The sequence below is a fragment of the Butyrivibrio sp. AE2015 genome, assembly GCF_000420825.1.
Lineage (GTDB): Bacteria > Bacillota > Clostridia > Lachnospirales > Lachnospiraceae > Butyrivibrio.
The window spans coordinates 1-12,835 of record NZ_ATVR01000057.1 but is presented as its reverse complement, the minus strand read 5'-3'; the positions used below and the strand labels follow the sequence as shown (position 1 = coordinate 12,835).

The 12,835-nt window shown below is 40.0% G+C and carries 10 protein-coding genes; 2 read left to right on the top strand and 8 right to left on the bottom strand.

Annotation, left to right across the window (positions count from 1 at the left end; genetic code table 11):
- Positions 1–349: 349 nt before the first annotated feature.
- From G585_RS0116195 to G585_RS0116160, 8 genes are all read right to left on the bottom strand, one after another.
- On the bottom strand, positions 350–1,660 hold the full coding sequence (locus G585_RS0116195) for an MBL fold metallo-hydrolase (protein WP_022776398.1): 1,311 nt from the start codon (positions 1,658–1,660) through the stop codon (positions 350–352).
- Positions 1,661–1,960: 300 nt separating this feature from the next.
- Positions 1,961–3,283, bottom strand: coding sequence for an ABC transporter substrate-binding protein (locus G585_RS0116190; RefSeq protein ID WP_022776396.1), 1,323 nt, complete (start codon positions 3,281–3,283; stop codon positions 1,961–1,963).
- Positions 3,284–3,383: 100 nt separating this feature from the next.
- Positions 3,384–4,223 carry a carbohydrate ABC transporter permease gene (locus G585_RS0116185; protein WP_022776395.1) on the bottom strand — a complete coding sequence of 280 codons (840 nt, stop codon included), beginning with the start codon at positions 4,221–4,223 and terminating at the stop codon, positions 3,384–3,386.
- A gap of 11 nt (positions 4,224–4,234) precedes the next feature.
- A complete protein-coding gene (locus G585_RS0116180; protein WP_022776393.1) occupies positions 4,235–5,113 on the bottom strand; it encodes a carbohydrate ABC transporter permease in 879 nt (292 codons plus the stop codon).
- 20 nt (positions 5,114–5,133) lie between these two features.
- Positions 5,134–6,177, bottom strand: a complete 1,044-nt coding sequence (locus G585_RS0116175; protein WP_022776392.1) for an ABC transporter ATP-binding protein — start codon at positions 6,175–6,177, stop codon at positions 5,134–5,136.
- Between the two features lie 159 nt (positions 6,178–6,336).
- Positions 6,337–7,761, bottom strand: a complete 1,425-nt coding sequence (gene rhaB, locus G585_RS0116170) for a rhamnulokinase (RefSeq protein WP_022776391.1) — start codon at positions 7,759–7,761, stop codon at positions 6,337–6,339.
- 12 nt (positions 7,762–7,773) lie between these two features.
- The gene (gene rhaD / locus G585_RS0116165; protein ID WP_022776389.1) at positions 7,774–8,622 is read right to left on the bottom strand and encodes a rhamnulose-1-phosphate aldolase; all 849 of its coding nucleotides are present in this window, start codon (positions 8,620–8,622) and stop codon (positions 7,774–7,776) included.
- A gap of 31 nt (positions 8,623–8,653) precedes the next feature.
- Entirely contained in the window at positions 8,654–9,904 is a 1,251-nt protein-coding gene (locus G585_RS0116160; protein ID WP_022776388.1) for an L-rhamnose isomerase, read from the bottom strand.
- Between the two features lie 155 nt (positions 9,905–10,059).
- Between G585_RS0116160 and G585_RS0116155 the strand changes: the two genes are divergently transcribed.
- Together G585_RS0116155 and G585_RS0116150 are read left to right on the top strand one after the other, a co-directional pair.
- Complete coding sequence (locus G585_RS0116155) at positions 10,060–11,037, top strand: AraC family transcriptional regulator (RefSeq protein ID WP_022776387.1); 978 nt, start codon at positions 10,060–10,062, stop codon at positions 11,035–11,037.
- 87 nt (positions 11,038–11,124) lie between these two features.
- Positions 11,125–12,006: a YitT family protein gene (locus G585_RS0116150; RefSeq protein ID WP_022776385.1), complete on the top strand. Its 882-nt coding sequence runs from the start codon at positions 11,125–11,127 to the stop codon at positions 12,004–12,006.
- Positions 12,007–12,835: the final 829 nt, after the last annotated feature.

Genomic DNA, 12,835 nt, shown 5'->3' with positions numbered 1-12,835 from the left:
GTGGGTTTATTTATATCCTTTTATCATCATTTCAAAATCGTTCACATCACTATGCCTACACTTTCAGTTCGTCTGCTGTTCTTGCAAAAAATTAGTCTTTATATGTGTAGTAACCCATAAATCCACAAGTGCCCATAACTTTGGATAGAGCGATTTAGTATGAGCAATAGAGACAGTTAATATAAAATAAAAGCCTTGTTTTCTGTTTTGAATAATCATGAAAGAAAACAAGGCGCATTATTTTATATTTACTGTGTCTTTGCGAATACTCCGAGATCTATCCGAAGTTATGGGCACTTCTGGATTTTATGCCACTCGCAAGAAAGTATAATTTGTGAAGTCTTATAGTTTAGAATAAAATTGTCTCTCCCTCTTGTGGAAGAATGATATTTTCGACTTTATCAGACTTAAACTGTTCAGGTCTGAAGCTATGAAGTGGTATAAGCGTCTTTGGGGCAATCTCATCAACTGTTCTTCTGAGATAATATGGTTCAGCGTGTCCGCCAAGTCCACATTTTATATAATTAAGTCCAAGAACATCTAAAAGAGCATAGAACTTTTTAAATGAAGGATCATAGTCACCAAGTGGTGCTCCATCCATATGCAGGTACAAAGAAATGCAGTCTTTAAGGTCAAAGAGCTCGTATACATTCTTATAATCCTGCTGAAGAATATACTTACCAGCATCAGCCATAAGTTCTTTTCTTGTAACAACTTTTCTGCCCTTTAATAATGGAGCATTAAGCTCACCGCCATCAGGAAGATATACTTCAAAATAATCCTCAGGATAAAAGGCTGCCACATAATCAGCCTGGGCTGGTTCAAGAGCAAATACTCTTCCACTCTCTGTTAAAGCGCCGATCATTCTGTGAACTCGTTCAACATTTCTATTATAATTATTGATAACGATAAGGCCGTTCTCTTCCTTAGCATGAGCTTTCATATCCTCTAACAAAGTCCACTCACTGTTATCTCTTACAGGGCCTTCAAGTGAGAGCATATCTACATCCCCAAAGCTTATGGTAACGCCCTCAGTGATCATATAATCTGCACCCTTGCATTTTTCTGCAAAAGCCTTACTGATCTCAGGATGATATCCATGATATCTGTAATCACCTGTATAACATATTTTTCCATCACCTGTCTCAATAAGAAATCCGCAGGCACCTATAACGTCATGATCCACCTGAACACAGGTAACCTTGATGTCTCCTACAGTTATAGAAGCATCATAATCAATAGGAAGAACATTCTCATGCTCTCTAAGTTCAAGTTCTCCCATAACTCCAAGTTCATGATAAAGAACTGCTGATTCTCTGCTCATATATACAGGAAGTTTACTTGCAAGACTTCCAAGGCCTCCCATATGATCAATATGCATATGAGAAATGATAACAAACACTTCCTTATCAAGTTCTCCATATGCTTTAAGGCCAAGCTCATGAGCATCTTTTTCCTCATATATTCCATCAACTCTGTCAAGGACTCCAAGTCTTACAAGGTCTATTGTTTCCTTGTTTTTTCTGACTTTAACCTTATCATCTATCCTGTCAGCGTGAGCATAACCAAAGTCAAAAATACAGATTGCCTTGTCAGTCTCTACTGCAACAACTGTACCGCCTATCTCGCGTAATCCACTATAAAATTTCAGATCAGTCATAACTCTAACTCCTTAACTAAAATTCATTTCATGACATTCATGAAGAAAGCCTTTCTTATCCCATGGAAAACAATATTCCATCAGATAAGAAAAGCCTCCTACTACAAAGTAGAAGGCCCTGTGAATCTTGTAAAATATTAATGATATACGCCTTGGTCATTGACCAAGGCTACAAGAATTCGTAAATCGATATGCTCGCTTCGCTCGCATATCTTTTTTACTCATTCTTGTTATGGTCATGAAGTCACTAAGCGAAAAGCAAACAAGTTTGCTTCGCTTGTGACTTATGACCAAATATCATTAATACTGTGCGTTAATTGTGCTAAGGATTGTATCGAACCAAGTCTGAGCATCAGCCTTGTCAAGAACAAGCTGCTCGAATGCAGGAGAAACGCTGTTTCTGATGTCGTTTGATGCGTCAAATGTTGGTGAGTAGAAGAAGTCCTTAGACTGCTCATAGCAAGCTGCTGCGCAGATATTCTCTTCCATGTAAGCCTTGTACTCAGCTGTCTCATAAGCTGACTGTCTTACTGGAAGGTATCCTGTTGAAACAGCCCACTTAGATGTTGACTCTGTGCTTGTAAGGAACTTGAGGTACTCCCAAGCTGCAAGCTGCTTGTTTGTATCCTGTGAGAACATAACGATGTTTGTTCCTGCCATGTTAGCTGCGTTTACTTTGTTTCCTGGAAGTGGAGCTACACCAAGTTCCCATCCTTCTGCTGTGATGTAAGAAACACCTGCAGAAGAACCAACGTAGCTGGCAATGTTCTGGTTGCTGATTACGTTTGAGAAGTATCCGTCTTCACCAACAAGACGAGCATATCCGTTGCTGTAAAGGTTTGAAAGATACTCAAATGCCTCACGGCCACCGTCTGTATCGAATAAAGCACCTGTCTCATCTACGAAGCTCTCACCGTTCTGCTTAAGAGTAGCTTCGATAGCACCTGTGCTGTCATCATATCCGATGAAAGCGATTCCCTTAGCATCGTTTACGATCTTAGCATCAGCTTCTACATCAGCCCATGTCTTTGGAGCTTCAATTCCAAGTTCATCAAAGAGTGTCTTGTTGTAGAAAAGAACGTATGTTGACTTGTTGAATGGTACAGCGTGAACGAATCCGAACTCTGAGCACTCACCACGGTAAGCTTCTACGATGTCATCCCAGTTGTCGAAATCATTTGCAACAAAATCATCAAGGTGAACGATCTTGTCAAGGTAAGGTGTAAGCCAGTTGTTGTAAGCCTGTGTAAGATCTGGAAGTGCATCAGCTGCAGCACTAGCCTGAAGCTTTGTCTGAAGGTCACTTGCATACCCCTGGTTTACAAGAGTAACAGTGATACCATACTCATTTGTAGAGTTGAACTCATCTGTAAGTGCTGTAAGAGTCTCTTCAAGATTACCTGTCATGTAATGCCAGAATGTGATCTCTGTAGGCTCGATAGACTTTGTAGCAGCTGCTTCATCAGCGGCTGTAGCAGCGTCAGATGCTACCTCTGTAGCTTCTGAAACCTGTGCGTCAGATGTGGTCTCAGATGTCTGTGTGCTGCTCTGTCCGCAGCCAGCAAGCATAGATGCTGCCATGATAGTAGCAAGAATACTTGCACCTAACTTTTTCATTTTCATTTGAAAATTCTCCCTTCTTTGCCCATATGGGCGCTTAACATTGTATCATCAACGGCTTACGCCATGTTGACCTGACTTAATATATGCCTATTGGTTTGTATTATCCCTTAAGTCCGCTTCTTGTTACACCTTCAATGATGTACTTTCTAAGGAACAGATAGATAATAATGATAGGCATTACCAAAATACATGAAGCAGCCATTATAAGTTCTGTTGAAGAGCCTGCCTCTGTCTGGAAACGAACAAGACCATTTGAAAGAACTCTCATCTCCTGTGAATTTGTAACAAGAAGTGGCCACAGGAATGCATTCCATGAACTGATAATGTTAAGGATTGCAATTGAGAAAATAGCCTGTTTGTTCATAGGTACCATGATCTTGATCATGTATTTAAAATCTGAGCACTTATCAACCTTAGCGGCAAGATAAAGTGATTCAGGAACCTGCATAAAGAATCTTGTAAGCAGATAAATGTAAAAGGCACTTGAGATCCATGGCACGATCATAGCCTTATAGGAATCAATCCATTTAAGTTTTATGATTGTCTCGTAGTTTGTGATGATAAGCATCTCACCTGGAATCATAAGAGTTGCCAAAAACAATGAGAACACTGTTTTCTTTCCCGGAAAGTTCAATCTTGAAAAAGCAAATGCAGAAAGAACTGTTGTAACCAAAACTCCGGCTGTTGTGCAGATTGTAACGATAATTGTATTTACAAGGTATCTTGCAAATGGTGCTGCCTCCCAGGCTGACTTATAGTTGAGCCACTGAGGTACTTCCGGGAAAAGTGCTGGTGGAACCTGAACAAGTTCAGCTGGCGTCTTAAGCGATGAAGATATCATCCAAACGAAAGGAAGTATAGTAAATACTGAACCAGCAATGAGGATCACATACTTTAAAACTTCCGCGATTATATTTACAACTTTTCTATTTTTCTTCATGGCGCCCTCCCTTAGTTTTTACCCTTACGTCCGCCAGTTACTTTGAGCTGGATCTGTGTAAGTGCAAGTATTATCAGGAACAATACAACACTACCTGCGGCAGCAACGCCATATTTATAGCTGTTGTAGAACTTATCATAAATGTAGTAAACAATTGTCATTGCACTGTTTGCTGGGCCTGCCTTGCCCTGGAACAGTGAGAAAACTTCATTGTAAACCTTAAATGCTCCGATCATACCGATGACACTTGAATAAACAATCATAGGTGCAAGTGAAGGAACGGTGATCCTTGTAAATACACGAAAACGTGGTGTGGAATCAATTCTTGCTGCTCTGTAAAGGTCTTCAGGAATTGTCTGAAGTCCTGCAAGGAAGATCAAAATATTAAATGCCATGCTCTTCCAGATAGCAAAGATGATAAGTGCAGGCATTGCATATTCAGGAAGATTAAGCCACTGGATAGGCTCAATTCCAAAAATGCTAAGCACATAATTTATAAGACCGTAGTTACTGTTAAACATCCATCTCCATACAATACCGATGGCAATTACGCTGGTAACATATGGAAGGAAGTATATAGTCTGAAATAAAGCCTTAAGCTTTTTGCAGCTATTTATAAGAACTGCAAAAAGAAGTGACAAAATAATTGAAGCAGGTACTACGCAGATAACGTAGATTGCTGTGTTCATAAGTGACTTTCCAAAATCAGGATCTGAGAATAAAGCCTGATAGTTTTCAAAGCCGATTGAAGTGTAACCATCATTGATAATGCTGTAGTTACCTAAAAAACTCATAATGATCGCTCTTACCAAAGGATACAGAGTAAAGCAGATCATAATGATTATTGATGGAAGGAGGTAGAGATACCCCTTAAAGCTCTTTTTGTCCATGATAATCTCCCTTCTCCAAATCAGAATCTGCCAAGAAGCATTTCATTGTCATCAAATACAAGAATATGTCCATCACGAACAGATACTCCAAACTTATCACCAACTGCTACCTGCATATATGAATGAACAAGTACTCTGACGTTAGTGCTTCCAAGCTTGGTGAAGATGAGAAGGTCACGGCCTGTCATACGAATGTTGTTTACTTCAAGAGATGCTCCGTTATCATCAACAAAGAATGACTCAGGTCTGATACCAGCCTTGTAATGTCCATCAGCAAGAGATACTCCCTTTCTGAGAACTATTCCATTTGCAGTTATCACGCCATCCTTAACATCGATCTCCATGTTGTTGATCTCAGGCATACCAAGGAAATTAGCTACAAATGAGTTTGCAGGATTCAGATACATTGTCTGAGGAACCTCATACTGCTGAAGAACACCAGTCTTCATAACAGCGATACGGTCTGAAATACTCATAGCCTCTTCCTGGTCATGTGTAACGAAAATAGTTGTGATCTTAACTTCCTGCTGGATACGTCTGATCTCTTCTCTTGTAGCAACACGAAGTTTTGCATCAAGGTTTGATAAAGGTTCGTCAAGAAGCAGAACCTGAGGCTTTTTAACGAGTGCTCTTGCGATTGCAACTCGCTGCTGCTGTCCGCCCGAAAGCTCGCTTGGACGTCTCTTCATATATTCATCGATTTTTACAACTTTGGCAATTTCAAAGGCTTCCTCACGTGCCTGAGCCTTCTTCATACCTCTGTTGATCAAAGGAAATGTGATATTATCCTCTACTGTCATATGTGGATACAATGCATAGTTCTGGAACACCAGTCCAATTTCACGATCCTCTGGAGGAATAGATGTAACATCTTTATCACCAAAATAAATTTTTCCTTCTGTTGGAGTTGTAAGTCCGGAGAGCATGAAAAGAGTTGTTGACTTACCGCAGCCTGATGGTCCAAGAAGACCTACAAGTTCACCATCCTTAATACTCAGATTCATGTGATCTACAGCATTAAGGTTGCCATATGTTTTTGTTAAGTTTTCAATTCTAATATCCATTTCTACCTACCCTAATTAAACTAAATTTACAGTGCAGCCTTTCATTATACATTAAAACCCAAAAAAATAAAAACTTTATTAATAAAAAATTAAAAATTTCTTTAATGTCAAATTTAAAGCCCACCAGAAAATCTGATGGGCTTTGAAAAATTATGATCATTAGTATTTAATTACGCCAAATGACTGGTATACGCACTTCCTAAACTCTGAAAGATCTGAAAATACTGCATCTGAAAGCATCTGTGCTCCAATATTACCTATAGCAGTGGCTTCTCCGGGACCGGCATTGACTGCGCGACCTGTTTCTGCGGCTGTAAGCTCATTAAGATAAACAGCGTTGGATCCGCCCCCGACTATATTTACGGAGTCAAATTTCTTTCCGGTGATGTTTTCTATCTCTTCCGTTGTCTCTTTGTAACATTTTGCAAGGCTTCTGTAAATTACTCTTGATATTTCCCATGGAGTTACAGGAACCTGCATACCGCCTTCACGACAGGCATTTTGGATTTCTTTTACCATAGATTCCGGATTTAAAAATCTGCCATCATTAGCTGCAACAATAGAATCTATAGTCTCCTCTTTTGCCCTGTCGCAAAGATTTGCAAAAGAATAATCATCATCCTTATTTTTCCCAGGATAATCAAATCCTGCTTCAAATTCTTTTTTCACAGACTGGATCATCCACAGGCCCATGATGTTCTTAAGGAATCTGTATCTTCTCTCGTATCCGCCTTCATTAGTGAAGTTGGCATTTTTAGCCTCTTTTGAGCAATTTGCTTTTGTAAGCTCACATCCCATAAGTGACCATGTTCCAGAGGAAATATAAAGAGTGTTTTCTTCAGTGCATGGTACGCTCATAACCGCAGAACCCGTATCATGAGTAGCAGGAAGAACAACCTTGAGATCAAAGCCAACTTTCTCTACTATTTCTCTCTTTAATGGTCCCACTACAGTTCCGGGCATAGAGAGTTCCCCAAAAAGTTCATCAGGAAAACCAAGCTTTTTGATAAGCTCGTGATCCCACTCACCTGTTTTTGCATCGAGAAGCTGTGTTGTTGAAGCATTGGTATATTCCTGTTTTCTGACTCCTGTCAAAAGAAAATGGAAATAGTCAGGAACCATAAGAAGGGTCCTTGCTTCTTTTAACTTCTCAGGCTCTTTTGTCTTAAGCGCCATAAGCTGATAAATAGTGTTAAAAATAGCCTTTTGGATTCCGGTTCTTTCGTAAAGCTCATCTTCGGAAATGATCTTATATACCTCTTCATCCATTCCCGCAGTTCTGTCATCACGGTAAGCAACCAGGTCTCCAATCCTCTTGTCATCCTTATCAAGAAGACAAAAATCAACGCCCCAGGTGTCAATCCCCATAGTCACAGGGATTTTGCCGATCTCCTTGCACTTTTTCATGCCTTCCAGAATATACTCAAAAAGTTTTTCTGCATTCCAGATCTTGTGACCATCCTTGTCTTCCATGCCATTGTAAAAACGGTAAACTTCTTCAAGTACTATCCTGCCGTCTTCCATATGCGCCAGAATATGTCTGCCGGATGACGCTCCTATATCAACTGCTAAATAGTATTTCATAGTAAGTCTCCATTAAACTTCGCCGATAATATCGCTCTTTTTTGTATAAAGACATTCTTCATTTACCTTGATTCCAAATGGTCCGTTGAGGGCTCTGAAATCATCAGGCTCAATTGTCTGTCTCTTTTTATTTGTCATGGACATAACCTTAACAAGAACTTCTGCTGCCTTTTCTACTGTGTGCATAAGTCCGAATGCAATGTCAAAATCTGTTCCGCAGGCAAACATTCCGTGGTGAGCCCAGATAGCTACATCCTGCTTCTTCATGATCTCTGAAGTTGCAACAGCGATTTCTTTTCCGCCAGGAACCATCCACGGTACTACGCCGATTCCATCTGGGAATACTACTGGGCACTCTGTAGCCATTTCCCAAATTTCTCTTGTGAATACTTTTCCGTCAAGAGGAAGAACATATGTAAGAGCAATTGTGTTTGCAGGATGGCAGTGATATACCACTCTGATCTCAGGATTTCTCTTTTTGCACACTTCAAGGTTCATAAGGTGAGAAGGAAGTTCTGAGGTTGGTCTTCCGCCTTCAACAAGTCCCCATAAGATCTTGTAGTTCTCGCCCTGCTCATCAACTTTGATAATGCAGACATTTGCTGCAGGATCGATCTCAACATTTCTGAAGTACTTGCCTGAACCTGTGACCATAAAATACTCACCGGCCAAATCTTTTACTGTTGTTCCGATTGGTTTCCATTCAGAAGACTCATCCAGTTCCTCTTTTACTAACTCAATTTCTTCAGGCTTAATTCTGTAACTTAAATTGCCGCCGTTTCTCTCATGCCATCCCTGGTAAAAACCGTCAACGCACATACGGCAGAATCCCTTTGCAAACTTAGCATCTAATACTTTCATTTCAAAAAATCTCCTTAATCCAAATATTTACTTATGCTCTCTTTGAAAGAACATTTTTCTCATATTCCATGCAGTCTTTGAACCAGTCCTCTTCAAGAGCTACACCGTTCTTCTCACAATAATAGTTCCAAACATCACCAACAGGAAGCATCTTGATCTGCTCTGTAAGTGACATGAGCTCTGTAAAGTTCTGGGCATTCTGAAGCTCAGTAAATTTCTCCATTGGCTGAAGCTCTGCATACAAAAGAGCCTTCAGGAAGTTTCTCATTCCGTTTGTCCATGCAGAAATACGGTTAATACTTGCATCAAAATAGTCCATACCAATATAGAATCTGTCAGCACCGTTTCTTACTATTTCCTGAGCAAGGTCTCTTGCATCATCATTAAAGATAACAACGTGATCTGAATCCCAACGAACAGGACGTGATACATGAAGTGCCATCTTATCATAGAAAAGAAGCATTGAACTGAGTTTGTCAGCTACATTCTCTGTAGGATGGAAATGTCCTGTATCAATGAGACACATAACATTGTTTTTGGCAGCATAGTTCATATAGAACTCATGACTTCCAACTGTGTATGACTCTGCTCCGATTCCAAATACCTTGGATTCAACAGCAACTGCAACTTTATTCTTGTCATAAGGTGTAGCAAGAATTTCATCAAGAGAAGCCTTAAGTCTTTCTCTTGGAGCCTTTCTGTCACCAGGTACATCCTTAAGTCCATCAGGAATCCAGATATTCATCATGCATACCTGACCTGTTTCAGATGCAAGGTACTCAGAAATTCTAAGGCAAGCCTGGCCGTGTCTGATCCAGAATTTTCTTACATCCTCATCTGCAGCTGAAAGTGTTCCATTATCAGACTTTGGATGGCTGAAATATGTTGGGTTAAAGTCAATGCCAAGTCCTCTTTCTTTAGCAAACTCAGCCCACTTCTTGAAGTGCTTTGGCTCAAGAGCGTCTCTGTCAGCCCATTCGCCATCTTCAAAAATAGCATAAGAAGCGTGAAGATTGATCTTATGCTTACCTGGAACAAGGCTAAGTGTCTTATCTATATCAGCCATGAGTTCCTCAGGAGTTGTTGCCTTGTAAGGATAATTTCCTGTTGTCTGGATTCCACCTGTAAGAGGTCCTTTCTGATCAAAACCTATTACATCATCACCCTGCCAGCAGTGCATTGAGAGCTTAATCTTTGAAAGCTCACTGATGGCTTTTTCTGTATCAACGCCAATCTTTGAATAGCGCATTTTAGCTTCTTCATATCTTTCTTTAACTGTCATTTCCCCTTCTCCTTCTCGTGATCTTTGCATGCTTGCACATACTACGTTTTTACTAAATAAAGCTTAATTGAAATCCAGAAGGAATTTAAGGTCTGATAAAAACAAAAAATACGTCCTTTCTTGCAAACGCAAAACATTTTATATAGAATAAAAATATGAATAAAAAAATACTTGATATATTAAGCCCAATAACAGAAGAAGAAGAGGCTATACTAGGCGGCGAAGAGCACATCAACAGGACTCTTTACTATAGTGATGAAAAGACCTCCTCTCCCCACGACGAAATTGATTCCTCCAGAGTGCTTCAGGATGGTAAATTAATAGATATGCGTCCTCATGTGCGTTTTATACACTTTCCTCTTCACACACATAACTATGTGGAATTCATTTATATGTGCCAGGGGGAAACCACGCATATCATTGACGGACAGCGCATTGTTTTAAAGGAGGGCGACCTTCTTTTCATGAACCAGCATGCAAGACAGGAGATACTTCCTGCAGGCGAAAACGATATTGCTGTTAATTTCATGATCCTTCCTGAATTCTTTGACACTGCCTTTTCAATGCTTGAAAAAAACGAAAGTCCTTTGAGAGACTTTTTGGTAAGCTGCCTGACAAAGAAAAATGCAGACGGAAACTTTCTATATTTTAAAGTATCTGAGATTCCACAGATCCAGAACATAATGGAAAATATGATCTGGAATATGATAGGAACAGATAGCACCGATTACCAGAGTGTAAATCAGGTAACCATTGGTCTTTTATTTTTAAATCTCCTAAAACATACAGAGTCCATCGGCGTGTCGAGAACTTCTTATGATCAGGAGATAATGTTCAAGCTTTTAAGATATATAGACACAGATTACAGGGATGCTTCACTTAGTTCTTTTTCTGAATCTGTAGGCGAAGACCCATATGTTCTTAGCAGGATCATAAAGAAAAACACAGGAAGTACATTTAAGGAACTTTTGCAGTCAAAAAGGCTGAATAAGGCTCAGGAACTGCTAAAAAACACCAACATTTCCATAGCTGATATTTCTGTGATGGTAGGTTATGACAACACAAGCTTTTTTCACCGGCTCTTTAGAAGAAAAATTGGTTGCAGTCCTAGAGATTTCAGGTTGAATTCGTAGTTTATTCCGTATATACTATTAGAGCATTTGTTGTTTACATAAATTGCATATGAGTTTTTTATTCTTAAATAGCGAAGGTATTTTTTCATGTCAGATAAGCAAAAGAAAATAGTAACCACTTTAAGATGGGATTGTATCAGACTTGTAGTAGTGCTACTTGCCGCAATGCTAATGGCTATCAATATCCAGACTTTCATTAATGGTGGCGGACTTATCCCGGGAGGTGCACAGGGACTTACAATTGTTATCCAAAGGGCAGCCCTTAAATACCTTGGACTTCAGATTGCCTATTCTCCTATCAATATTTGTCTTAACGCGATTCCTGTCTATATCGGTTTTCGCTACATAGGCAAGAAATTCACATTATTTTCAATGATAATGGTTTTGGCAAATGGTATTTTTGTTGATATCATTCCAATCCACACCGTTACACATGATCCTCTTCTGGTTGCAGTATTCGGCGGTATCTTAAATGCAGTTGCCATCACCATGTGTCTTGAAGTTGATGCAACAAGCGGTGGAACAGACTTTATTTCCATATTCCTGTCTCAGAGAAAAGGAATTGATGCATTCCCTATTATCCTTGCAGGAAATGTCATAGTACTCACAATAGCCGGTGCCATGTTTGGATGGGAAAAAGCCCTCTACTCAATGATATTCCAGTATGTTTCAACCCAGACACTTCACGTGCTTTACCGAACATATCAACAGAGAACACTGTTTATAATCACTGATATGCCTGACAAGGTTTGTTCAATGATATATTCAACATGTAGTCACGGCGCAACTCTGATCGATGGTGAAGGTTCTTTTGCCCACAAGAATAAAAAGATCGTGTATTCTATCGTAAGCGCTTCTGATACCAGAAAGCTTATTCCTAAGATAAAAGAGATTGACCCAAACGCATTTATCAACTCTATCCGCACAGAGGAAGTAATGGGTAACTTCTACATGAGACCAAGAGACTAAATCGAATAAATAAAGAAGCTATAGGTCAGGGAGAGTATTCAGATAGATACAGTTAGCATACATCAGAATACTCTCTCTTTGTATATGCGTAAGTAATTGGCAACGTCCGCCACCATTGACTGAACCTGAGGAAAACACCGTCTATACCTCGCCGACGGTGAGGATGATGGGAACAGTAGATCTTATCTCACCGTCGGATTCAGCATTGTAGCGTTTTCCTCAGAACCCGTCAATGACAAGCACCTTCGGTGTGGCTTGGTTAAGGTGCCTCAGGATCCAATTCCGAGAACAGTAGGGGGCTACTTTCAAGAAAACGCAGGCGTGCCAGTTTTCGCATGCAGCATGTTGCATACGAAAGTGAGGCTAAAGGAAGTTTGTATGTGCCCACTCTATAGGTAGAAGTTAAGAGAGCCGAAAGCATATCTTTGGGCATATAGCTCGTTTTCAACACCTTGGCCACCCGTAATAAAACCGTTTTTGGGTATATAGCCTGATTTCAGGCTTGCAGCCACCCCTCGTCATAGTTTTTATAGAAGACAAATGGGCATATACAGCATTTATCTGTCCACAGCCACCATTTTGACGGGTGGCTCGAGTCTTGAAATCGGCCTATATGCCCATTTTAACTTCGTGAGGGGTGGCTGCCTCGTAAAAAGTTGCTATATGCCCAAAATAGTAAAAATCAGAGGTGGCTGGAAGCTTTCCAAAGCGCTATATGCCCAAAAGATCAATTTCAGCGGGGGAGATTGTAGTACAATTCTGATGCGGAAGCGAGAATAGTTGCTTATGGAAGATTTAAATTTGGTAATTGTGATATTAACAATATGGG